This is a genomic window from Isoptericola aurantiacus (genome assembly GCF_044769875.1).
In the GTDB taxonomy this organism is placed as follows: domain Bacteria; phylum Actinomycetota; class Actinomycetes; order Actinomycetales; family Cellulomonadaceae; genus Isoptericola; species Isoptericola aurantiacus.
The window spans coordinates 934,013-957,801 of the sequence record NZ_JBJBAE010000001.1 but is presented as its reverse complement, the minus strand read 5'-3'; the positions used below and the strand labels follow the sequence as shown (position 1 = coordinate 957,801).

Below are 23,789 nucleotides of genomic sequence, written 5' to 3'. Positions count from 1 at the left end.
CGGTGACCTCAATCTGCTCAAGCAGGGACGATCGCCGTCGGTGATACCGATACCTGCACGCCGAACTGCAGAAAGCTCCTGGCCGCCCGGTTGCAGGGAGCTCGCAGAGGTTGGCGCAGGTGGGGTCCATGCACCGCAGAGGCTTCCGGAGTTCTTCGTCATCGATCATCTGGGCCCCGTTGTTCTCGAGTCTTGCCGGGCATCGTCCCTGGCCACAGCTAACAAGGTGACATCGGGAACACGAAACTACCCCGTTAGACTGAACATATCAGCAAGGTTGAGCCATACAAGAGACGGGTGCCGCATCCGCCTGCGCACGTAACTCTTCCACTCTTGCTCGATCAGGTCTACGCTCGGGAGGACCACCATGGTGGTGGTAGAGCCTGCGTGAGAACGCAAAGAGGGGTGCCGCTGCTGTAACAGCGACACCCCGGTGACGGCTCTGATGTGTCCAAGGAAGACGAAGGGCCGTCGATGGCCAGTCTAGAGGGCGTGGTCCCCGCCGTACATGGAGTACGCGCGGCTTCTTGCCATGCTGCTCGCGCTGCCCGGTGGCCGGCAGGAGGGTCGCGCGATGACGGCGACGTGGAAGTTCCAGATCGAGGGTGAGGCGACGTGGGACTGGTCGGTGGGCCCACCTCCGGTGCGTTTTCTGCGACATGTGCGCCGGCCGACGGCCGATGCGATGTCGCGGCACACCCCGGTGCGGATGGCGTGCCAGACGACCGGCACGACGCTTCTGATCGAGTCGTCCTTGGAGTACGAGGCCGCTCGTCGCCTGGACCGGGACCCGGAGGTGGAGTGGATCGTCGCCCAGCCGGTGAAGCTCGAGTTCGACGACGGCTCGAAGCACGTGGTGGACCTGCTGGCGGAGCATGGCGATGGCACCGTCGTGCTGTGGGATGTGCGCCCGGATGACCGCCAGGACGAGGAGTTCCATCGGATCGTTGCGCTGACGAGGTCGGCGTGCGCGGCCGTCGGTTGGGGCTACGACGTGTTCGGTACCCAGCCGACGGCTCGGCGCTTGAACATGCTGTGGCTCGCCTCGCACCGCAGGCTGCCTCGTTGGCCGCATTCGCAGGTCACCCGCCATGTCGCGAATGCGGTGCGCGCTGGGGCCAAGGTCGGGGACGTCCTGGCCCTCGACGACGGTGACGGGCACACGATCGCGATGCTGTGGCACCTGGTCTGGACGGGCTACCTGATTGTCGATCTGGACGTGCCGATCACGGGGGACTCACCGATCACGCTGGGGGACGGCTCCGATGCGTGAGAACCGCGGCGAGCTCTCGGCGGGGTCCATGGTCTTGACCGACGACGGCACCGCCGTCGTCGTCCACGTCGATCGCGCCGGCGTCGAGCTGAAGGACGTCCGTGGCGCGGTGTCCTTCGTCGAGTGGCCGGATCTGCGCACCGCGCAGCCCATCGACGGCGGTGAGCCGACGGCGAGCGATCCTCCCGCGCTGCGCAGCCTCGCCGAGGTGTGGAACCGGCTCGACGACGAAGCCCGTACGGAGACACTGCAGCGGCTCGGGATCGTGCAGGAGATCGCTACCGGGTACAGGCATGGACATGCCGAGCTCGCGCTTCCCGGCGAACCGTCGGACCTCTTCGATCCGGCGCTCGGGGCGACGCTCTCACAACGGTGCGCGCGCATGGCCGAACGACTCAGTCATGAGGCACGAACCTCCCGCTCGTCAAACACTCCGGCCGCGATCACCTCTCGGAGCCTGCACCTATGGATGAGCAAGTGGCAGGACGGCGGCCTGCTGGGTCTCGTGGACGGGCGCCGGAGCAAGCAGGTGGAGGTGTTCGCGACGATCCCGTTGGAGTGGCGGTTAGCGGCATCGGATGTGGTGGCCGAACTCGACGGTGACCTTTCGACGGTCAACCTGGGTGAGATCCATCGCCGGGTCAAGGCCCGGCTGAAGGAGTCGGGGCTTGATATTCGTCCGCCCGAGCGGGCCGCAGGACGCTACGTCAGTCACCTGAAGCGCAGCCGCGGCAAGACGACCAGGGCGCAGCGGTCCAACAAGCTGCGTGGCGTCGCCGGTGTGGAGTCGTACCCGGCGATCTTGCCGGGCCAGATGGTCGCGATTGATGTCACGCGCTCGGATGCGATGGTGTGGTGCCCGACGCGGGGCGGCTCGTGCAGTGTGGAGATCATCTCGGCGATGGACGTGGCGACGCGGATGATCCTGGCGCTGCGGGTGGTGCCGATGAGTGCTGACTCCCATGACGCGGCGATGCTGCTGTACGACGTGATGCGGCCGTTCTCCCAGGTGGTCGAGGGCACGAGCGTGTCGGACTGGGCCTGGGCCGGCGTCCCGGAGCAGATCGAGTTCTATGCCGACGAGCCGGCAGCCGACGACGACTGCTCGGGCGTGGAGGTGTCCTGCCCGCGCACGTGCCGGCGCCTGCACACGGCCCGGAGCTTGCAGGGCACGCACGTGATCCCGGGGGTACAGCCTTCGGCTGTCCGGGCCGATCACGGATCGATCTTCGTCTCGCAGGTCTTCCGCGACCTGCTGAATCGCTTCGGCATAGATCTGCCGCTGTCGCGCACGCGCCGGCCGGTCGACAACGGCATCTTGGAGCGGTACCACGAGACGTTGCAGCGCGGCCTGCAGCAGCTGCCGGGCTACAAGGGCCGCAACGTCGCCGAGCGGGGCCGCATCGTTGGCACACCTCAGGCGCATCGGGACGAGCCGTTGCTGACGGCGCAGGAGCTGGAGAAGTTCTTGCGCCGCTGGATCGTGCTGGACTACCACCGCACTCCGCACAGCGGGCTGCGTATGCCGGGCATGGAGGCGATCGACATGTGCCCGGTGGAGATGTTCGACGCGATGCTCAAGCTCACCGGCCGCCTGCATGTGCCGCAGCGCCCGGACATGATCTACGACTTCCTGCCGGTGCGGTGGGGGAGTGTGAAGAGCACGGGCGTGGAGTTCGAGGACCTGACCTACGACTGCCGAGGGCTCGACGGTCTGCGCAACGTCCCGGTCGGGATGTTCCGCGCCAAGGATGCCGCGATGCCGTTCCACTACGACCCGCACGACATGAGCCGGGTCTGGTTCCGGCACCCGGACACCGGGCACATCGTGGAGGTGCCATGGCGCAAGAGCCACCTGATCGACGCACCCCTGACGCAGACACTGGTGCGTGAACTGCGAGGCAAGATCGCACGTCGATCGACTCCGCGGCTGCGCCGCACGGCGGCCGAGGACGAGATCATCGCTGAGCTCGGCAGCCTGCTCGACGGAGTGGTGCCCAAGGACTGGCGCAAACGCATCGGCGCGGCGCGCCTGCGGCACGACGCCGCGACCCGCGACCACACCGAGGCCGCGGTGGCGATGACGGTGGCCGATGCCGTGGAGGCCGCCGAGGGACGCCAGCAGCCCGGCGCGCCGCCTCCCGGGCAGGCCGACGAGGGCGAGTACTCGATCTGGGCGGACTCCTGGCCGTTCGAACCACCACGGGACGACGCATGAAGGCCGAGCTGTGGCACAGCCATGCCCGCGAGGAGCCGTACCCGCAGCCGGGGATCCACACGCTGGAGGAGCTGCGGGCGATGAGCCCCGCGGCACGAATGCGCGTGCTCCGTGCGCAGCGGCTGTGGATGACGAGCCTGCAGTTCGACTGGCCCCAGCAGCACCGGCTGCACCAGATGCTCACCGAGTGCGTCGAGGACAACGAGGTCCTCGGCCACGGCGCCAAGGAGATCTTCGCCGTCGATGCCGAGTACGGGGTGGGCAAGTCGACCCTGGTACGCCAGTGGGCCATCCGCCTGTATCGGGAAGCCGTCGGCGAGGCGATCGACTCACCTCAGATCCCGGTGTGGGAGCCGAGACCCGGAGTGCATGCGCATCACGTGCCCCTGGTGTGGGTGAACCTGGCCTCTGCAGCCAACATCAAGGAGTTCAACACGGCGATCCTGGAGTACCTCGGCTACCCGGTCAGCGGCACCATCCGGTCGATGAACCTGCGCGTTGCCGACGCCCTGGACCGGCACCGCATCCGCCTGCTGATCATCGACGACGCACACCTGCTCAACACCCGACCCATGCAGGGCCACGACGTGCTGGACCACATCAAGCACATCAACACCGAGCTCGGTGAACGCGACGGCACGATGATCCTGGTCGGCGCCCAGCTCGACGGCCACCCCATCCTCGAGGACCCGCAGATCGGCGCCCGCCTGCGCTACGTGCCCATCGGACCAATGGGAATCGACACCGCTACTGAGCGAAGTCAGTGGCAGCACTTCCTCTACGGCATCGAGCAGCGCATCCTGCCCTACCTGCCACGCGCTCAGCCCGGTCTCCTCGCCGGCCAGCACGCACCGAGGATCTGGCGACGCACCCAGGGCTACGTCGGCGACGTCGCCGAGCTCGTGCGCCGTGCCGCACGAGCCGCCGCCGAGGACGATCGGTGGACCATCACGGTCGATCATCTCGAGAACGCCGACCTCAAGGAGCGCGCGAAGCGGCACGCGATGGCCGAACAGCGGCACAAGGAACAGGTCGCCCAGGCCATGGCGAAGAACGCCAAGAAGTCGGCGGCGAAGCAGGCGGCGCGATGAACCTGCTGCCGATGCGACCCCAACACGCCACCGGAGAGCACCTCACCTCGCTGCTGGAACGCACCGCCGTCGCGAACAACATCTCACCGCGCGCATTCGGACTACGCGCGGCGACCATCGCCCGCGAGCATGTCGATGCCACCGTCGTCGACAGGCTCAGCCGCGCCGTCGCGGTCCCCGCACGCGAACTGGCCCCGATGACACTGGACGCCTACCCCACGGGCGCCATCGGACGGCGCCACCGGCTCGCGGCCACGCACCGCACCTGGCGGCTGCCCGCCGTGCGTTGGTCCTGCCCACGCTGCACCCCAGCGACGGGCATCTACGACCGGGACTGGCAGCTCGCCCTGCACCCTCTGTGCACACGCTGTCCCGCACTGCTGCGGGTCCACGACGACGTCGACCGACCTCTGGCTGCGCCACCGGACGAGCGCGCCGTCGCAACACAGCGCCGCATCACCGCCCACCTCGACAAGCTACGAAGTTCTCGCCGTTCGGACGGCACCCTACGCCGCCTGTACGAACTGACCAGCCTGATCGCGGTCACCAGCGACGAACACTGGCCACGCCTTGCTGGGTGGGAGCACGAGCTGCGCCGAGGGACCCTCGCCCATCGCACCTGGACCTGCCGGCCCCCCACACAGCCGGCGCGGGCGGCGGTCGTGGTGCTCGAGGCCTGGCGCGCCATCGAGTCACCCGCCCGCGCGGAACGCCTCGTCCACGACGGCTGGGACCGTATCCGCACTCACCCCGACGCTGAGGTGCGCAGTCTCGAGGACCGCTGGTATCGCCTGCTCCCCAAGCCGCCGATCACCGAACGGCTCACGGCTGAGCGACCCGAGCGGCCCTCACTCCAGACGCTCACGAGGCTGCGGTCCGAACTGCGGCAACTCGCGATGGCGCACGGCCTGCAGCCTCGACACGTCCCCGACTGGGTCCTGCTGCCTGACGAGCGCTTCGCCCCATCCCCGGGGCAGTGGCCGCTGCGTACCGAGCTCGCCCGCGTCACCCGCCACGTGCTCGACGGTGACCGCAACGGTGTCCTGAAAGTACCGGGTGGCCGATACCGGATGCCGTTCTCCCGGTGGGTCGCCGAAGACCGAGGGATCCGTCCCGGCCTCGCGCAGGCCATCAGCGACCAGGTGCGCGCCCTCGTCGACGACGGCCTGATCGACTACGCCGAGCGCCGCCAGTACCTCGCCGCGTCCCACCATCTGCTCGGACGTCTGCGGAACGCAGCCCCCGGTCTTGACCTGGGCGACCACGCGTTGCGCGCCTGGGTCTGGGTGATGCTCACCCACGGTCCCGCCAGCACGCGCGCCGAGACGGATCTGGCCGTCGAGACCGATGCCCGGCTCGACCCGGAACAACGGCTTGCCCTGCGCGATGCGGCACTCGACCACCTGACGCAGATCACCGAGACCGGCGCGACCGAGAGCTGCCCGCTACCCCTGAGCCCCACGGTGCTCCGGGAGGGCGCATGACACCCCTGCCCGTGCGCTACGGACCCGGTCCGCACCAACCGATCGACGACTGGCTCGAACACCTGGCCAGCGACAACAGCCTGACCAGCTCCGCACTGTGCACGCTGCTGCGAGACGGCGGTGGCACCACCCGCTTCCTGCCCGTCCTGCTCGACGCAGCGACCACGACAGCCATCACCGACCTCACCACCAGTCGACCGGAGCGAACGCGACGGGCGACGCTGCAGCGCTTCGACGGCACCGGCGCCCTCGACCTGCACGGCCTCGACACTCACCGGTGGTCCACCTGGCGTCGCGTCGCGGTCCGCGGCTGGATCAGCGCCACCGGCACCACCGCGTGCCCCCGATGCCTGGTCACCGACGGCGCCTGGAACCTCGCCTGGCGCCTGGCTACCACCACCGTCTGCGCCCGACACGGCAACTACCTGATCGACGCCTGCCCGAACTGCCGACGCCGCTTCCTCGACCACCCGCACACTGCCCTGCGCGCCGCACCAGGCGTGCACTGCCTCAACCCCATCGGCCACCGCGACACGTGCGAGCAAGACGTCACCGCCCTCGCCGCGCAGGCCGCTCCCGACGACGCCATCGAACGCCAGCACCGCCACGACCGGGCACTGGCCGGGGAGCCGGTCGCCATGTTCGGCAGCCCGACACCCGGCCGGCAGTACCTGACCGACACCCGCGCCCTGGCAGTCCTGCTGCTCCATCTCGCCAGGCAGCCCGGCGCCGAGACCCTCGCCGACTGGGCTGGCGAAGTCCGCCCCGCGACCGAACCTGCGACGCGATGGCACCTGCACCCACCGGCCGCCGCCGCACTCCGGTCCACGGTCCTGACGTGCGCGGACCACATCCTCACCACCGGCGACCTCGACGCTGCCTGCGACCGCCTCCACCCCTGGCTCGGACTCGCACCGTCCGGGCCAGAGTCCCGTCTCGGCTGGCTCGCCGACCACACCCGGATGACCCCCGGCCTGACCCGCCTGGTCATGGCAGCCCTCGCCCCCCACCGCCGCACCAGCCACGCCCTGGCCGCCCGGCCACGCCACCTCGACGCCCGCTGGATACCCCAGGTCCTGCCGAACGACCTGTACCGCGACCACGCCGCGACCCTCTTCACCACCCGCGAGTACACCCCACGCCTCTTCCTGTCACTGTGTCTGGCCCGCCGCGCCGGGGCCACCACCTGGGCCGACGCCGCCACCCTGCTCGGCCTCGACCCCGAGATCGGCACCCGGACGGCCCGCGCCATCAGCGCCCGCACCCACCTCGACGCCACCCAGCTCATCGAGGCGCTGGACGCAATCACGAACCGCCTCGACGTCGACTACACCGCGCGAGCAGCCACTGTCGGCCGGCTCACCACTCGACGGGCGTGGTTCGACGACTGGTGCACCGAGCATCGCCCCGGCACCCGCCACACGTCCCACCGATACGCCGTCACCTGGCTCTGGGAGCACTGGGCCCACGCTCTGTCCGCCGCCAGCCCGGGATGGACCACCGCGCCCGACCGCTACCAGCGCGCCCTGTACCGCCAGTTCGCAGCGTCCCTGCGGCGCCCAGCCACCACGGCGCTCGTCGACGTCGCCCATCGCACCCACCGTGAGGAGAACCTATGAGCGAACCCGCCAACTCCGACCCGAACCCGCCAGACCAGCCCGAGACGCCGGGGGAGAAGCTCGTCCTCAACGACGACGGCCACATCCGCGAAGAGGTCGCCCGCCGGGCCGTGAAGTTCGTCGCCACCTACCGGCGCAGCTACCGCCGCGGGCCCACCTGGCGCGAGCTGGGCGACCACATGGGCTGGACCCGCAAGCAGCTCGAGCCCGCGATCATCATCCTGCGCCGCGCCGAGATCCTCTACACCACCGGGCGGTACCGCTCGCTACAGCTCCACCCACGGCTTCGGCCACCCCGACGCCCTCGAGGATCCCGTCCAGCAAGCCGGACCACTGCAGTGTCGGAACCAGCCGATCCAGGAGCCGCACTGTGAGGCAGGGCGACAACGCCCGTGCAGACGACGACAGGCCACTGCTCATCCTGGACCTCGACGGCGCCATCAGCCCCTACGGCACCCAAACCCGCGGCGGGCTTCAGCTCGCCCGCGTCGGTGGCTACCGCATGCTCTACCGCCCCGCCGTCGTCGAGGTCCTCAACGACATCCACCTCGACGGCGTCATCGACCTGCGATGGCTGACCAGCTGGGGCAACGACGCCCGCACCCACGTCGCACCTACACTCGGCCTGGCCGACTTCCCGCTCCTCGACACGCTCGACCGGGACCGGCCCCCAGCGGTGTCGCCGAAGCTCGCCAGCATCCGCCGCTGTGTGCCCGAAGGGCGACGTTTCGCGTGGATCGACGACGACATCACCGCTACCCACCGACGTGAGCTTTCGAACTCCTACGGCCCGGCATGCCTCCTCCTGCGGCCGCCAGTGACCACCGGCCTCACCGTCGATGACCTGGACATCGCCCGAAACTTCCTGACGGCGCAATGATCACCGCACCCAGCCCGCACCCGTCTCGGCCGACTCAGAGCTTGACCGCGGCGCTGTGGGCCGAACTCGTCCTCGGCCCACCGGCACCGATCCAACGCGGATGGCACCACCACGCCGCGTGCGCCGACGACCCGCGATTCCTCGCCCGAGACGAGGCTGCGGACCGCGACGGCCAACGGGAAGTCTGCACCGACTGCCCGGTCATCGCCGACTGCCTGCGTGAGGCACTGCAGACCGAGGACTCCCGCTACGTCATCGCCACCGAGATGCGCGGCGGCCTGACGGCACGACAACGAAACCGCCTCCGCCATGTACGACGCCGTACCCACCACCGCCCGCCGGCACCATCGAGACAGCCCGCCATGTCGAAGACCACCTTCATGATGGCCGTCACCCAGGCCGTCGACGACGGCGCGACCTACACCGACACCCTCCATGCCCTCGGATACACCGGCCGGAGAGGCCAGTTCTACCGCCGACTCTGGCGAGCCCGACGCCTCGACCTCTACCGGAGGCTCCGTGCCGGCACGGGTACGTGAACGTTGGGCCCTACTCGAACATGTGGACGACACGCGGGCTCCCTGTGGATAGCCCTGTGGACATTGTCGTTCGATCCCGACAGAACACCACATCTAGGGGGCGATCCGACTGTGGACAACCATATGTAGTAGTTACACGCCTGAGATTTTCGCGCTGCTCGGTCCTAGACTTGTCGTGAGCCACCAGAGCGGTGGCCAGTTCACGGAGGCAAGAGGAGGTGATCACCATGACGAAGGCCCGCAGCTCGAAGAGCCACCGCAGCGCCATCACCGGTCGATACGTGAAGGCCGGAACGGCAAAGCGCCACCCCAAGACCACGGTCTCGGAGCGGCGCAAGTGAGGTTGCCATCTCACGTGGGTGGCTGAAGTAAGCCACCGAGGGCGGGTCGCGTTGGTAGCACGGCCCGCCCCGCCATCTTGGCACAGCAAGAGCGCTCTGGGGTTGCGGTACCGGTACAAGCAGCTCACGGTCCCGCATGTCTTGTCGGGCGCGTCGGTGTCGTACGCCATGATGGGCACGTGGTCTCCCGTGCTGCCTCCCTCGCTCTGGCTCCTGATGACACGCCTGACGCGCGCAAGGCGCGGGGGGCGTTCTTCACGCCTGATGAGATCACGGCGTTCATCGCGGAGTGGGCGATCACGTCGGCTGACGACCGGGTGCTGGAGCCGTCTGCGGGTGACGCAGCCTTCCTGACTGCGGCAGTAGAGAAGTTGCGCAAGCTCTCACCGGACCCCGATGTCGTGCCTGAAGTGCACGGCGTTGAGATCCATGACTACTCGGCCCAAGTGGGTCGTCAGCGCGTACGTGACGTGGGCGGTCGTGCACACGTCACGGTCAAGGACTTCTTCGAGGTTGATCCGACGCCTACGTATGCGGCCGTGATCGGCAACCCGCCGTACGTGCGCTATCAGGGGTGGACGGGCGAAGCTCGGACCAAGTCTCGCGCTGCGGCTCTACGTGCCGGCGTGACGCTGACGGGGTTGGCTTCGTCGTGGGCTGCCTTCACGATCCATAGTGCGCAGTTCCTCCAGGACGGTGGCCGCCTCGGGCTGGTACTGCCGGCTGAGCTGCTGAGCGTCAACTACGCCGCACCGGTGCGCAGGTTTCTCTTCGACCGCTTCGCAAGTGTCGAGCTGGTTCTGTTCGACTCGCAGGTGTTTCCCGAAGCAGAGGCTGATGTGGTGCTGCTTCTGGCCAACGGCTACCGGCACGGACCGACCGACCATGCGGTCATCCGTCAGGCCGGCAACGCATCGGATTTGGCGACCCTCGCCGACGGGCAGCCGTGGGCGCCACTCGACCCCGCCGGCAAGTGGACCGGCTCTTTGGTGCCGCCTGCGGCCATCGCGCCTCTTCGCGCACTCATGGACGACGGGTCGTTCACGAGCCTGCAGACGTGGGGAGAGACGACCCTGGGCATGGTGACCGGGGCTAACCACTTCTTCACGCTCTCGCCCGCCAAGGTCGACGAGCTCGGACTCTCCCGTGGCGAGCTCCTGCGACTGTCACCCCCCGGTAGCTCGCATCTGCGTGGCCTGACGTTGTCAGCGGGCATGCTCGGCAGGCTCGGCGCGAAGGGCAAGGCCACCTACTTGTTCTACCCGGGTGAGGATCCGTCGCCGAGGGCGCAGGCCTACATCGACGCAGGCCACAAGACTGGCGTGGACAACGCCTACAAGTGCCGGGTCCGCAAGCCCTGGTACCGGGTGCCACTTGTGCCGCCAGCGGATCTGCTACTGACCTGCATGAATGCGGACACTCCACGGTTGACGACGAACGAGGCCCGTGCGCGCCACCTCAATTCGGTGCACGGCGTCTACTTGGCCGAACAGCACCGTGAACTCGGGCGAGAGTTGCTGCCGTTGGCGAGCCTCAACTCGCTGACTCTGCTCAACGCGGAGATGGTCGGCCGGGCCTACGGCGGAGGGATTCTGAAGATCGAACCCCGGGAGGCTGACGGCTGGGCGATGCCCTCGCCGAAACTCGTCGCGGCACGCGCGAAGGCGCTGCGAGCGATCCGCATGACGGTCACGCACAAGCTCAGGGCGGGCAAGCTCCTGGAAGCAGTCGCGATCGTCGACAAGGCGTTGCTGGTCAACCCCCGCAAGGTGCGTGGTGCCCAGCTTGAACAGGTACGACAGGCGCGGGCAGAGCTCGCCCGAAGACGAACGGTGAGATCCCAGAGTGTCCGATGAGAACAAGCCCAAGAAGCCGTCGGCCAAGGTGCTCGCCTGGCCACTCTTCGACCGCATCGTGGCGGATGGACTGAACGACGAACGCAGGTACCGCAACCCGTGGTGCCGAGACGCTGAGGGCGCGCTCCAGTACGAGCCCGACTACGCAACTCTGGAGCGACTGCTGGGCGTGCCGCTCCATCTCAAGGCCGCGACAACGACGGGAGTGCCGGCACTGGCGCTCGACGTCTGGCTCGCATATGAACTGCGCCGCGCCGGGTTTGAGCCCGACTCGGTGTGGCCGAGGGCGGAGCACCCACGCATCCTGCCGAGCACGATCTCAGCGCTGCTGAAGGCGCTGCCGAAGAAGCAGTCCAAGGAGTTGCTGGAGCGGCTAACCAAGGAAGGCAACGTGCGAGACGTGACAGCCTCGAGCGCCAGCATCCTGGGCAAGAACTACCGCAAGCAGGTCGACGTCATCATGGCCGACTGGATCACCGGCCCCGAGCTAATGATCTCGACCAAACGCATGGACTCGTCCTACGGCAAGAACGCACCCAACCGGGTCGAAGAGTCCTACGGCGACGCAAAGAACCTCCGACTGCGGCACCCCCTCGCAGCCCTCGGGTTCGCCTTCGGCCTACGCAACGACGTCTTCGACAAGGAGGGCGATACCGCCGACTGGCTCCTGGACCTCCTCGCAAAGCTCGGCAGGGAAGACGATGCCTATCACGCCACATGCGTCGTCCTCATGGAGTACGGCCCTGGAGTCGCTCCCGTGCCGGACGACGGCGGGGACGACGAGGACCGTCTGGCCGCCGCTGGGCTGGAAGAAGAGAGCGAGGACGAGGACGAACCCGTCGACGTCAGTGCGGTAGAGGTCTCCATGACGCTGGCGCAATTACCCGCAGTGCGCATCGACCACGACCGCACACCGCCGAACCTCTCTCCTGCCCGCTTCCTGGCGACGATGGTCAACCACGTTCTCGACACGACTCCGGTCAACATGCACGTGGAGGCACGACGCCAGCGCCGCGAAGCAATGACGCCGAACAGGTCGACATAGCACGGCAGGCCAGCTGCGCGCTGGCGGCGGGCAGTGGCTCCACTCGATTTGCGGATCCAGATCTGGGAGGACCGTGGCTGGACACGACGCGCCGAACGCTAGGCAGATGGACGTGCTGACCTGGATCGGACGGGGGTGCCCAGAGCGTGATTGGCCTGACTTCACCTATAAGACCTCGGCGCTGGCGCTGCAGAGTCGCGGGCTGGCGCGTGTGAGCAAGAGCGGCGGGGTGTGGTCGGCGCAGATCACGGACGCTGGGCGTCGGTTGCTGGCTGGGGAGGCGTACGAAATCGTCCGGCCACCAAGAGACAAGGCCGCCAAGAAGACGCCCCGTCCGGTGGGAAGAACTTCGCGGCCCACCGATGCGGACAAGCGACGACGGCGCGCGATGGCGACCGCGTTGCTCAAACGGCTCGAGGAGCACGGTGGATCACTGGAGATCGCTGAGCCGTCAGAGCAGGAGCGCGCCGAGGTCCGCCAAGGTGTCAGTGCCTTGGAAGCCACAGGGATGACTCCGCGCGGCAGGGTGCTTCGCTTCACAGGCACAAGGCGGGGCCCGTTGCGCATCTGGCTCACGACGCCACCCGCGCATGCCATGCCCATCTCGCCCCGGCAGTACGACGTGATGGCCTGGGTCCAAGAGGGCCTTCCCGAACTCGGCGCTGACGCGACCGCCTACCGGGCCGCCGCGCGCCAGTTGCACAACCGTGGCCTACTTCGCGTTGCCGGCCGCGGCGCGAGTCTGACTGCCACAGTGACAGACCTCGGGCGCCAGGCGATGGTCCGCCAGAAGAAGCAGGTCGAGTGGCAACGGCAACAGGAACAACAGCGGGCCGAACATGCCGCACAGAGGCGCCGTGAGGAGGACCAGCGCCTTGCGCTCGGCGTCGAGCTGATCGCCGAGCTCGCTGCCGCCGGCGGCAGGCTCGACCTCGGGAACCGCTACGAGCGTCGCCAGCTCAGTGGCATAGTCGGCCCTCTGCGCAATAACCGGGACCTACCGCAGGGGCAGCGACTGGAGTACGAGCCGACCATGATGGACGAGCGGCTCGGCTACACGATCTACTTCGCACCGAACTTCCGCGATCAGATCAAGCCGGCAACCGTGCTGGTCCCCTCCCAGTTGCGTCAGCCCTCCGGCGCCGTGTCCGCGTTCCGCAGCCGTCGCAGGCGCGTCACCAAGGAGTCGATACCGCGCGCCGCTCGGATCCTTCAGGCCATCATCGATGGAGCGCACGAACGCGACTGGACTGCAGGCGCCTTCGACCGCGGGTACACGATCCAAGGGCAACCGGCCGACGAGTTTGATCTCACGATCGACGCCGGAGACATGCGCCGACACGTGATCATCCGGGAGCGCAACGGAAACAAGACGCGTGAGCGCCGCGCGTACGTGCCCACCTACTGGGACAGCTACCGGGACATCCGTCCCGCTGACTCCAAGATGGTCCGCAACCGAGCGTTCGCAGCGACCGGCGACCTCATCCTCGAGGTCCACCAGGGCGACGCGCACCAATCGTCGGTGACCGGGCGGTGGGAAGACGGCCGAGGCAAGACCGTAGAAGTACAGCTCACTGACCTCTTCTACGAGCTCGACGTCGCCCTCGCAGAGAAACAATGGAGCAAGACGGAGCATGACCGCCGGCGGGGCCTGGCGCGCGAGCGATGGGAGCAGGTCCGCGCTGAGGCTACTGAGGAACTCCGGTACGCCAAACGCGCCGAGCAGCTGGCCGACGAGCTCGATCGCTGGGCTGCCGCTCGGCGTATGCGCGCCTACGCCGACAGCCTCGAAGCGCAAGCCGCCAGGCTGGACCCCCACCAGAGCGACGACCTGAGGGGATGGATCGCGTGGATCCGAGCCCACGCCACCACGACCGACCCAGCCAACGGCCGAGGCCCACGCATGACCACACCCGACCGCTACACCGACCAGGAACTACAGCCCTACCTTCACGGATGGACACCGTATGGTCCGCCCGGCCGTAGTGGCTGGTGACAGCACTAGCCGTGCTGCCAGATGTTGATGTGCCCTCGGCCGTCCCTCCGGGTTCTCTTGATGACGCTCGCATCCTTGAACCGTCCGAGAATGCTCGCGTGCGCACCGTCGTCGGGCACCTGTAGCTTGCGGCCGTCACGTTCGCACAGTTCTGCGTACGAACCGCCGAGAGCGCGTAGATGCGGGACCAGCTCGTCCGCCGCGAGGTCCGACCTGGCGAGGAGGCGCACCATCAGGGGGGCAGGGACGCCGCCCGCCAGGAGCCCGAGCTGCGATCCGTCGAGCGTCAGCCCGTGGCTCAGGCAGTATTCAGCGACTGCGACACAAGCGACGCCAGGGGCTCCGGGAAGATACGCGCTCAGGTCCGTGATGATGGTGCTCTTGATCGCGTCGTCGACCTCGTCGTCGTTCATCAGAGCGGCGATACGCTCGACGGTCACCACGGCCGGTGACATGAAGGTGGCGAACTGGGCGGAGACCGCGACGGCTGATGCGAAGGCGACAGGGTCGGAGGCGACGGACGGTGCAAAGGTCGCCGCGGTGTCCTCGACGAGGCCATGCTCCACCAGCAGCCTCAGCATTGTGGTGGGCTCGTCCGGAATCTCCTCAGCGGTGAGGTGTCGTGCGAGCGGTGCATCCAACACGTGGGCGATCCGCGTCGCCGGGTCCGGAATGGCTTGGCGCGCCTTGATGATGGCGACCACCACGGACGTAGACGTGGCGGACGTGTCCCAGCCGACGACCGGTCCTGATGTCTCCAGCAGGGTTGCCAGTGGCGCGTCGACGGGCTGGTCTTCGAGGTAGGCGCTTAGGTTGGCGACGCTCGGGGTGAAGCGTCCGTGCTCGGCCACGTGAGGCCACGTGCTCGGCGGCGCATCCGTCACGTCTTCGAGTACGCATCCCGCTTGGGCGCGCGCTACGACCGAATTGATGAGCGCAGCCTCGTGGTCACCCACCGAATGCAGGACCTCGGCGAACGCCTCGGGGTCGTCGACGGTCGGCATGGTCCCGGTCGCGTCCAGGTAGTCACCCAGGTGGGCGATGGCGTTCGCGTGCACGACGGGTTCTTCGGCAGCGAGATTGTCCAGGCTCAGCGACGCCAGCCCTGTGGGCCGGTCGCTGCACGAGGTGGCACGGGCGAGGTTCGACGCGGTGATCGGGTAGGAACCTGCCTTCTTGATCGGGGGCAAGGCCTCGTCTGCGACCGGTCCGAGGTCAGCGAAGACGGCCCCGGTCTCCAGCGCAAGCTGGGCGGCACGCTTGCTCGCCGTGGTGCCGCAGATGGACGCCAGCTCGGTGTAGTTGTCCTCGACGAACCGACGCGCTCTCGGACCGAGACTGTAGGCGAGGTCGTCGCTCCACGATGTGAGCACCGCGTCGACCATGTCCCGCTGACGGGCGAGGTCGACATGCGCGTCCTCGGTCAGGTAGCCCATGATGTCGGGCCAGATCGGGGCGAGGGTCTCGACGAACGCGCCCGGGTGCTCTCCGTGCTCGGTATAGGCGGTGAGCAGCCGGACTTCATGGGCGCCCATCCGCGGGATGTTCGCAATGATCGTGGGAGCCCGGTGCGGGTATGAGGCGAGCAGGTGGTCGAGTAGCGTGACGTTGTAGATGCCGACGTCCTCGAGAGCGTTCGGTCGGTCGTTCAGCACGGCGTCGACGTCCGCGTCGGACAGCCTGTAGAGCAGGTCTGGAACGCCACGGTCGACGTTCCGCTGAACGAACCTCATGGCGTTGCGTGAGATCTGTTCGCCGTAGAACGGGGCGATGTCCAGGCTGAAGTACTCGTCCAGGTAGCCGTGTTGCACCAAGTCGGCGGCGAGGTCCGACCCGAGGATGCGTCTGGTCGCCTTTGCGAATGTCTCTCCTGACTTGGTCCGTTTAGTCGGCTCCGCGCAGAGGCGTTTCCAGGTCGCGCCGGTGAGCATCGTGACGGTCCGCTCGAGCTTCGCGAGCTCGCGCTCCATCTGGGGCCGAGCCTCCGCGTCCCAGCGCTCGGCGGTCAGCGGCTCGTCCAGTAGCCGTCCCACGACCTGTGGTGTCAGCGGAAACTGCGATCCGTTGGGCATTCTCATCGACGCGTTGCTTCGTCCTGCGGCGATGTCGAGCCAGAACTTCGCCGACTTAAGGATCTCCTGCGGGGCCGGACGGTTGTGTGGCGGCACGGTGATCTGCGCGCCAAGATCGGCCAGGATCAGCTGCAGTCTGTTCCCGAGTGCCTTGCTTCGGTACGCCGCGGCGTCCTGGTTGACGAGCGCGGCGCGCAGCTCCTGGATGCGCTCCGTCCGCTCCTCGACGTTGTTGGTCACCAGGTCCCGGCCGAGCCGGTAGAGGTCGTCGAGGTTGCTGGTGCCGAAACGGATTCGCTCGAAGTCTTGCAAGTGGACGTTCTTGTAGACGACGACGGCCAGCAGGCCGTCCGCGTCGAGTTCGGGAACCGCGTGCGGCCCGTCGACGAGGTGGTGGTGGAACACCTTGAACTCGTTGCGGACGTTGGTCACGAGCCGCATGTCTGCGATGTGCCGAGCCACGATGTCCAGCAGGCGGTCGCTGACGCCATACCCGTCCTCCCGGAACGCCCTCGTCATGACGTCCCGCGCGTTCTCCCGGGTGATGAACGGTACGACCGGGATGACGATGTCGAAGAACTTTGTCCGGTTCGCTCTCTGAACGTCTTGCCTGGCGACGTCCGATTGCCTGTTCGTCGGAGTGCCGTCGTCGTCGGCGCCGGCCTCGCTGCTACTCGACGGCTCCAGGAGATCGTCCTCGAGCTTCTGGAACAGCGAGTCGCGCATCGCATACACGAACCGCACCGGCCTGGCGGCCAACTGCGGCGCCGAGTTGAGCAGCGTGTTTAGGGAACGCAGCGTCTCGAAGATGCCTGTGTCGTCGAACCTGTCGATGTCTTCGAAGATGACGAGGTCGTACCGGGTGACCTCGAAGAAATAGACGATCTCGTCAAGGTACTCGTCGAAGTAGGTCGTGGGCGTCGTCCGCGACAACCTGATGTTCGCCGGGCCTGCAGCCACCTGGTCGACGGACACGCGGCCACGCATCATCTGTCGGACGACATAGGTGACGGTGCCGGCGAGGAGGAACGTGACGACGAACGCGATCGCTGGATTGGGGAACCCATGCCTGACCTGCGAGGCGATGCTCCACCCGAACGTCACGGCCATCGCTCCCACGAACCCGACAAGAGCCGCCAGCAGCAGGCCGTCTCTCCAGCGCCCGCGCGAGGTCCGGTCGAAGCGAGAGCGTGGCGCCTTCGCGGGCTCGACCGTATAGAGAATCTGCTTGACGACCTCCTTCTGGATCTGGTTCGTCAGCTCCGCGTCCGGGTCCAGGCCCATGCTCGACAGCGAGACGTTCAGCGTCTTGTGCTTCTCGGTCTTCGCGAGCTCGACGAGGACGCTGCTCTTGCCGGTGCCGTAGGCCCCTGTCAGCGCGACATTTCGCACCTCCGCCCGGTCAAGCGCGACATCGAGGAGGTCGAGGTAGATCCCGTGGTGCTCTGGCTCGTACCGCGGGGTCAACAGGTCTAGCTCGAACGGGAGCGGTCGGGCCGTGTCGACGTCGCCTTCTCGCTGTGGCATGCAGCGATGCTATGGGGCAGCGGCTGAGACTTCTCCGGCGGCACGCACGCCGACGCTCATCGAGCCAGTGATCCAGCCGCGATGAGGAACCCCGCGGTCGCGGGAGCGCCCCTCGCCGATCGTTCCGACTGGGAGGAGTTGCTGCACCTGCCAGTCTGGTCCCATGGATCTGAACGCCCCGCATCGCGGGGGACTGCTGCGCGGGTGGGTGACAGCGGATCTCAGGCGCCGAGTGTGACCCGAGTGGTCATGAGTGCTTCGTACTCGACGGGGGTCAATCGTCCGAGACGCTGATGGTTGTGGCGTCGGTGGTAGGTGCGTTCGATCCAGGTGATGATCTGCGGCCGCCTTCGCCGGCGTAGGTGCTTGACCGGCTCTGCCTGCGATGATTGGCCGCGGATGGATGGCGCGGCCCCCTGGCCATGCGCTTGCCTCGTTGCGGAGGACAGGGGAGCGTCTATCCCCAGGTCAGTACGCACATCCCGCTGCTTGCGGCGTCGACGATGGGTAGGGCATGACAGGTATCGAGGCTTCTCGGTTGGCGGCACCAGACCCTACGCGGCCCCTCGTGGTGGTGCTGCACTCTCGTCAGCCCCTCACGACGGACCTCGCGAGGGTCTTCCCGTTAGAGCTGTGGGACACGATGGTCCTCACCGACGGGGACGTCGAGGCCGTGATGCGCGAGGACGCACCGGGTACGTCCCCGCGGGTGCAGTCCGCTCCGCGCACCGCGTGGGCCGACGTGATCAGAGCCGCCGCCGTCGCACGGCCGGTGCAGATCGTCACCAACGACGAGTACTGCCTGCTCACCTGCGCGGAGTTGCGCCGCGAGTTCGCGCTGACCGCGCGGCACCCGGCCCGCCTTGAGCGCTACATCGACAAGGTCCTCATGAAGGAGTGCCTGGATTTGGCGGGGGTGCGCGTGCCGCGGTTCCTGGCGCTGCCCGACGACGGGGCATCGGAGCCCCACGCCGTGGCCGAGGAGGTCGTGGCCCGCCTGGGTCTGCCGGTGGTGGTGAAGCCGCGCAGGGAGGCCAATTCCCGCGGGGTGAGTATCTTGCGCACCGAGGCCGAGGTGCGTGACTGGCTGGCCGAACATCTCGGGGAGTCGGGGTGGCAGGCCGAGGAGTTCCTCGACGGGACCTTTCATCACGTCAATGGTTTGGTGACCGAGGGCGCAACGGCTCCGGTCCAAACGGGGAGGTACCTCGGACCGCTGCTCGACCTGCCTGCCGGACGCCGCCTGGGAGGGTGGACTGTCGCGCACGACAGCCCCTTGGCCCGACGTGCCCACGAGCTCAACAGCGCCGTGGTGGACGCGCTAGGGGGTGAAGGCGCGTTCGTGGTGCACACCGAGTTCGCCGTCATTGGCGAGGACGAGCTGGTGGTCGTCGAGGTCGCTGCCCGCGCTCCCGGCGCGCTGGTGTCCGAGCTCGCCCGGCTGCACGCCGGATCGAATCTGGAGGAGGTCAACCTCGCCCTCCAGGCAGGGCTGCCGATACCGGAGCCCGAGCCCACGGGCGTGGTGGCTGCCTGGGTGTGGGTCCCTGTGATGCCGGGCGAGCGGTACCGCAACACCCCACCGACGAGCTCTGAAAAGGTCGTGCACGTGAGGCAGGCGGCGCAGGAGACCCATAGGGGTGCCGAAGGTGCACTTGGGGTTTCGGCCCTGCTGTGGACGACAGACCCTTCCATCCTCGCGGCCGATGTCGACGTCGCGGCCACGGCCGAGTGGTGCGCCGCATAGGGGGAGTCCGACGGCACCTGCCGCTCGAATTGGCCCGTGCCGCGAGCCTTTCAAAGTCACTTCTGCGACGCCGCGGCCCGGTGCTTGGTCAGGTAGACCGCGCCGCGGATGTGCTGGCCGAGCTGTCCGTTTGCTGGCTCCGTCAGTTCGTATCCGGCGGACGTGTACATCTTGATGTTGCGTTCGCTGCGGCCCCCGGTGAAGAGGGTGAACTGCTGCACGGAGTCCGGCGCTTGGGATTCCGCGTAGGCGAGCAGCCAACGCCCTAAGCCCATGCCGCGGAGATCGGGCGCGACCATGAGGCGCCCGATTTCCCAGCGTTGGCCGTCCTGGTGGGCCCGAACTGCAGCCACGAGCCTCGGTCCTTGACGGATGGTCCAGACATGTCTGCGCGCGACCCAGTCCTGGAGGGCTCCGAGGTCTTCGTGCAGCGCGGGAATCGCGAGCGTGTCGTTCAGGATCGCTTCGGTGACCCAGCAGCACCGCTGAAGCACGAGCAGTTCGGCAACATCCTCGCGCCCGGCGTACCCGAGCGTGCAACCGGGCGCCGGAACCAGTGCTTCGTCATCCATGACCAAGAACCTAGATCGGACCCGTGAGCGGGAGCAAAGGAGGTCGGATGCCCCGGATGCTGGGGCGCCCGCAAGGGCGAGTGTCCGGGTCGGACGCTACAGCGGACGCACGTTGCGGGCGCGAGCGCGTCTCGGATCGGGCCAAGACTCGGCGCTCGAGCGGAACGTGTCGCCGGGAGTCGACGGCATGTTGTGGCCGACCACGGCGACGCCGGTGCAACCTACTTTGCGCGACTACCGCGACACGCGCGAGATCGCGCAAGGTAGGCAGGCGTGTCCGCGCAGTCTGCGCTGCACGTCGACAGGAAAACCACGTCGATTCATCGGCCGTCGCGCCTGGCATTCCTAGGATTGAGTACTTCAGCGCGTCTGCCGAGACACATCGCCGAGGAGCGCGGCGATCTCCTCTCGCCGGGGCGGTCGTTCCTGTTCCCATACGGCGGCGAAGGCTCCGGCCAGCAGCGGCCAGATCACCGTTAGACCGTCTTCGACGGAGCGCACATCGTTGGCCAGCGGCGGCGGAACGACGACGTCATGGGGGATGACTCGTCCCGCGTGGTCGCGCCGGCCGTCGGGGTCGGGGAGTCTCAGTGCGACGCGACCGTCGAGCCGCTGGACCGTCGATTCCGTGTCGCCGGTTCCGGCAAAGGCTCGCTCGTATGCGTCCAGCGGGTCGGCGTACCCGCCGTCGAGGAGGAACCGAAATCCCCAGGAGCGCCCGCGAGTGGCCCAGATGAGGTTCACTTGTTGCTCTTCACAAAGGTTCCGTCCTCTTCGCCGCGCTCGAGATCGAGCTGGAACTGCGAGAGGACTGCTGCCAGGTTGTCGTGCTTGGCCCGTGCGGTGGCGTTCACTGCTTCGATCCTGGACCTGCTGAGCTGCGCCGCCTGGGCGAGCATGGGCAGCGCGGACGCCAGCAGCGGACCGACCTTGGGGATCTTGCCGATGACGTCCCGGAAAGACTTCGCAGTCACCAGAACCAGCGCGATCGCCTCGGCGTTGTCGGCGAAGTGGTCGAGCAGTCGGCGAGGGACCTCGAAGTGCTGCGACCACTGGACCAGCCGTTGCAGGGGCAGGATCGAGGCCACCGGGAGGATGAGATCGAGGCCGACGCGCTTGGTCACCTCGATCCTCTCGGGCTCGAACTTGGCAGACGAGAGGAGCAGGAAATCCTCCCCGAGCGACAGGGCTTCGGGGAACTGCACCAGGTCGGTGATGACGTCGCGCAGTGCGGCGACGTCGCCGGCGGCCTTTTGGATGAGAAGGTCCTGGAAGCCGTGGGCGTGCAACTCGGGGTGGAGGTCGGCCTTGGACAAGGCGATGATCCACACCCGCGGGAACTCCTTCAGCCGCTCGCCGTCGTCCAGGAGTTCGTCCTTGAGCCGGAGCAGTCCGTCGCGCAGGTCCCCAAACAGGGACTTGAGGTACTTCTCCTCGTCCCCGGCGTAATCGAGGAGCTTCTGCCCATCGACGAGGACCATGGCAACGTCCGAGCGGAGCAGAGACCGGAACGTGTCGACTCGGCGGGTGGCTTCGGTTTCGCTGCTGGGTTCCTGCTCGAACCACTCGCCCGGGTAGTCGTGCCAGACCAGACGTAGCGCGTCGAAGGGCCGGGATTTGGCAGCCTTGGCGTCCCCCGGATCCTTCAGCTTGATAGTGAAGGAGTAGGGCACAGCGGCGAACCGGTTCGCCGCTGGTGTCTTCGCGTCGTTCTTCATGCCCAGGTAGATCTGACGCAGGCGATGTCCTTGGCCGGTGTCGTCCGCGATGACGTGGAACAGGCCCTCCTTGGTGAACGCCGGCTCCTGGGTCGCTCCGTAGAACGACGAGACGAGAACCGTCTTTCCGCTGCCGCTACCACCAAAAACGGCGATGTGCTGGTCTCTGACTCGAAGACTCGCTGCCACGCGGCGACGATACAGCGGGCAATGGAGTCAGAGCCGCTGGATCGGCCGTGGCTGAACGATTGACCGGGTGAACTTTGCGAGTCCTTGCGTCCCTGACCTGCGGAGTTCCCTAGACTCGAAACGATGGCCAGCAGTGATGAGCGACTTCCCGCAGAGGCGCGGGCGCGCGCGAGAATCGATGCCCAGCTGAAGGCTGCGGGCGTTCCGCCGTCGTGCGCTCCGGACCGAACGACGACGTCGGCGACAGGCGACGACCACGGCGTCGAGGTGGGCCGCGTTGCAGGGCCGCGGCCACGCGCCCGGCGCCCCGCTGGGCGACCATGGGTGTCATGGCGAACACCTGGTCCGCGCGTCCGCCGGCCGACCACGTCGTGCTCGTCGCGCTGGACGGGTTCGACGCCCGCTACCTGCCGATCCTCGCCGAGCTGCCGACGCCTCATCTCGACGGACTGGCGCAGCGCGGCAGCCTGACGACGGGGACCGGGGTGATGCCGAGCATCACGAATCCCTCCTGGTCCTCGATCGCCACCGGCGCCTGGCCGGAGCGGCACCTCAATTCGGCGTACTGGTACGACCCGGACTCGCGCACCGCCCGCGGGCAGCAGCGCGACCTGGCGGTGCCGACGATCGCCGAGGCGGTGCGCGCGCAGGGCGGCCGGGTGTTCTCCGCGCAGTGGTCCGTGGTGCAGGATCACGGCACGGCCTTCGGCGATCCCGAGGGCCTGTACACCCAGCCGGGCGGCGACTGCTCACGGCGGGTGGACGACGCCGTCGCGGTGCTGCGGGGGGAGCCGGTCCGCAGCGGCGGTCGCCCGGTCATTCTCAGCGGACTGCCGCAGTTCCTCGCCGTCTACTGCGACACCCTCGATGCGCTGGGACACGCGGGCGGCAGCGGCCACCCGATGATCCCTGCAGCCCTGCGCGCGATCGACGCACAGGTGGGTCGGCTCGTGGCGGCGACCGAGGAGGCAGGGATCGGCGACCGCACGGCGTTCGTCCTGCTGGGGGACCACGGCATGACGACGTTCGACCGCGGGTTCGGGCGCTCCGCACGCACGACGATCGCCCGCGCCGGGTACCGGGCGGAGATCGTGCGCCCCGGCCGTTCGCCGCGCCGTCGGACCGACGTCGTCGTCGTGGCCGGTGGCGTGGCGAGCCTGCACCTCGTGGGCAGCGCGGCCGGGGACGGGAAGGCTGTGGAGGCGATCCGTGCTGCGCTCGAGCCGCTTCCGCAGGTGCGCGCCGTGTACGACCGGCACGAGCAGGCCGCGATGCGCATGAGCCCGCGCTACGGCGAGCTCGTGGTCGAGCCGGAACCCGGCTGGTCGTTCGGTCCGACGCCGCGAGGCCCGGCCGGTCGGCACGGTGCGACCACGGAGCTCGAGGTCGGCTTCCTGCTGGCAGGTTCCGGGGTGCTGCCGGGTCGGACGCCGTCGGGACCGCGACACGTCGACGTCGCACCGACCGTCGCCGCGCTGCTCGGCATCGACCCGCCCGCCGGAGCGCAGGGCCGCGTGCTGACCGAGGTGCTGGACCCGGGCAACGCCCCGTGAACGACGACGACGGTGCGGTCATGTTCGCCCCAGTGTCGGAAGGTCGTGAGGCAAGTTCGGGGAAAGCGG

Annotated in this window: 18 protein-coding genes; 14 read left to right on the top strand and 4 right to left on the bottom strand. The window is 68.0% G+C overall.

The features are described 5' to 3' along the window. The first annotated feature begins 532 nt into the window (after positions 1-532). The 12 genes from ACIQLL_RS04385 (at position 533) to ACIQLL_RS04330 (ending at position 14,342) form a co-directional block, all read left to right on the top strand. A complete protein-coding gene (locus ACIQLL_RS04385) occupies positions 533-1,273 on the top strand; it encodes a TnsA-like heteromeric transposase endonuclease subunit (protein WP_402463736.1) in 741 nt (246 codons plus the stop codon). Further along, a complete protein-coding gene (locus ACIQLL_RS04380; protein ID WP_402463734.1) occupies positions 1,266-3,491 on the top strand; it encodes a hypothetical protein in 2,226 nt (741 codons plus the stop codon). Before ACIQLL_RS04385 ends, ACIQLL_RS04380 begins: the two co-directional genes overlap by 8 nt. Then, entirely contained in the window at positions 3,488-4,582 is a 1,095-nt protein-coding gene (locus tag ACIQLL_RS04375; protein WP_402463732.1) for a TniB family NTP-binding protein, read from the top strand. Before ACIQLL_RS04380 ends, ACIQLL_RS04375 begins: the two co-directional genes overlap by 4 nt. Next, complete coding sequence (locus ACIQLL_RS04370; protein WP_402463730.1) at positions 4,579-6,066, top strand: TniQ family protein; 1,488 nt, start codon at positions 4,579-4,581, stop codon at positions 6,064-6,066. Before ACIQLL_RS04375 ends, ACIQLL_RS04370 begins: the two co-directional genes overlap by 4 nt. After that, positions 6,063-7,685: a TniQ family protein gene (locus ACIQLL_RS04365; protein WP_402463728.1), complete on the top strand. Its 1,623-nt coding sequence runs from the start codon at positions 6,063-6,065 to the stop codon at positions 7,683-7,685. Before ACIQLL_RS04370 ends, ACIQLL_RS04365 begins: the two co-directional genes overlap by 4 nt. Beyond that, positions 7,682-8,059 carry a hypothetical protein gene (locus tag ACIQLL_RS04360; RefSeq protein WP_402463726.1) on the top strand — a complete coding sequence of 126 codons (378 nt, stop codon included), beginning with the start codon at positions 7,682-7,684 and terminating at the stop codon, positions 8,057-8,059. Before ACIQLL_RS04365 ends, ACIQLL_RS04360 begins: the two co-directional genes overlap by 4 nt. Continuing rightward, on the top strand, positions 8,056-8,565 hold the full coding sequence (locus ACIQLL_RS04355) for a hypothetical protein (protein WP_402463724.1): 510 nt from the start codon (positions 8,056-8,058) through the stop codon (positions 8,563-8,565). Before ACIQLL_RS04360 ends, ACIQLL_RS04355 begins: the two co-directional genes overlap by 4 nt. Before the next feature lie 41 nt (positions 8,566-8,606). After that, a complete protein-coding gene (locus ACIQLL_RS04350) occupies positions 8,607-9,104 on the top strand; it encodes a WhiB family transcriptional regulator (protein ID WP_402463722.1) in 498 nt (165 codons plus the stop codon). A 218-nt stretch (positions 9,105-9,322) separates the two neighbouring features. After that, positions 9,323-9,445 carry a hypothetical protein gene (locus ACIQLL_RS04345; protein WP_402464648.1) on the top strand — a complete coding sequence of 41 codons (123 nt, stop codon included), beginning with the start codon at positions 9,323-9,325 and terminating at the stop codon, positions 9,443-9,445. Between the two features lie 179 nt (positions 9,446-9,624). After that, positions 9,625-11,301, top strand: coding sequence for an N-6 DNA methylase (locus ACIQLL_RS04340; RefSeq protein WP_402463720.1), 1,677 nt, complete (start codon positions 9,625-9,627; stop codon positions 11,299-11,301). Further along, complete coding sequence (locus ACIQLL_RS04335; RefSeq protein ID WP_402463718.1) at positions 11,291-12,346, top strand: hypothetical protein; 1,056 nt, start codon at positions 11,291-11,293, stop codon at positions 12,344-12,346. The genes ACIQLL_RS04340 and ACIQLL_RS04335 overlap by 11 nt, the downstream gene beginning before the upstream one ends. Before the next feature lie 106 nt (positions 12,347-12,452). Beyond that, entirely contained in the window at positions 12,453-14,342 is a 1,890-nt protein-coding gene (locus tag ACIQLL_RS04330; protein WP_402463716.1) for a hypothetical protein, read from the top strand. A 5-nt stretch (positions 14,343-14,347) separates the two neighbouring features. Here ACIQLL_RS04330 and ACIQLL_RS04325 read toward each other — a convergent pair whose 3' ends face one another. Then, positions 14,348-17,941, bottom strand: a complete 3,594-nt coding sequence (locus ACIQLL_RS04325; protein ID WP_402463714.1) for a YobI family P-loop NTPase — start codon at positions 17,939-17,941, stop codon at positions 14,348-14,350. Between the two features lie 568 nt (positions 17,942-18,509). On the opposite strand from ACIQLL_RS04325, the gene ACIQLL_RS04320 reads away from it, so the two are divergent. Beyond that, on the top strand, positions 18,510-19,688 hold the full coding sequence (locus ACIQLL_RS04320; RefSeq protein WP_402463712.1) for an ATP-grasp domain-containing protein: 1,179 nt from the start codon (positions 18,510-18,512) through the stop codon (positions 19,686-19,688). A 56-nt stretch (positions 19,689-19,744) separates the two neighbouring features. Here ACIQLL_RS04320 and ACIQLL_RS04315 read toward each other — a convergent pair whose 3' ends face one another. From ACIQLL_RS04315 to ACIQLL_RS04305, 3 genes are all read right to left on the bottom strand, one after another. Further along, entirely contained in the window at positions 19,745-20,260 is a 516-nt protein-coding gene (locus tag ACIQLL_RS04315) for a GNAT family N-acetyltransferase (RefSeq protein ID WP_402463710.1), read from the bottom strand. Positions 20,261-20,620: 360 nt separating this feature from the next. Next, positions 20,621-21,004: a hypothetical protein gene (locus ACIQLL_RS04310; protein ID WP_402463708.1), complete on the bottom strand. Its 384-nt coding sequence runs from the start codon at positions 21,002-21,004 to the stop codon at positions 20,621-20,623. Continuing rightward, a complete protein-coding gene (locus ACIQLL_RS04305) occupies positions 21,001-22,167 on the bottom strand; it encodes a TRAFAC clade GTPase domain-containing protein (protein ID WP_402463706.1) in 1,167 nt (388 codons plus the stop codon). Before ACIQLL_RS04305 ends, ACIQLL_RS04310 begins: the two co-directional genes overlap by 4 nt. Before the next feature lie 329 nt (positions 22,168-22,496). On the opposite strand from ACIQLL_RS04305, the gene ACIQLL_RS04300 reads away from it, so the two are divergent. After that, positions 22,497-23,720, top strand: a complete 1,224-nt coding sequence (locus ACIQLL_RS04300) for an alkaline phosphatase family protein (protein WP_402463704.1) — start codon at positions 22,497-22,499, stop codon at positions 23,718-23,720. Positions 23,721-23,789: the final 69 nt, after the last annotated feature.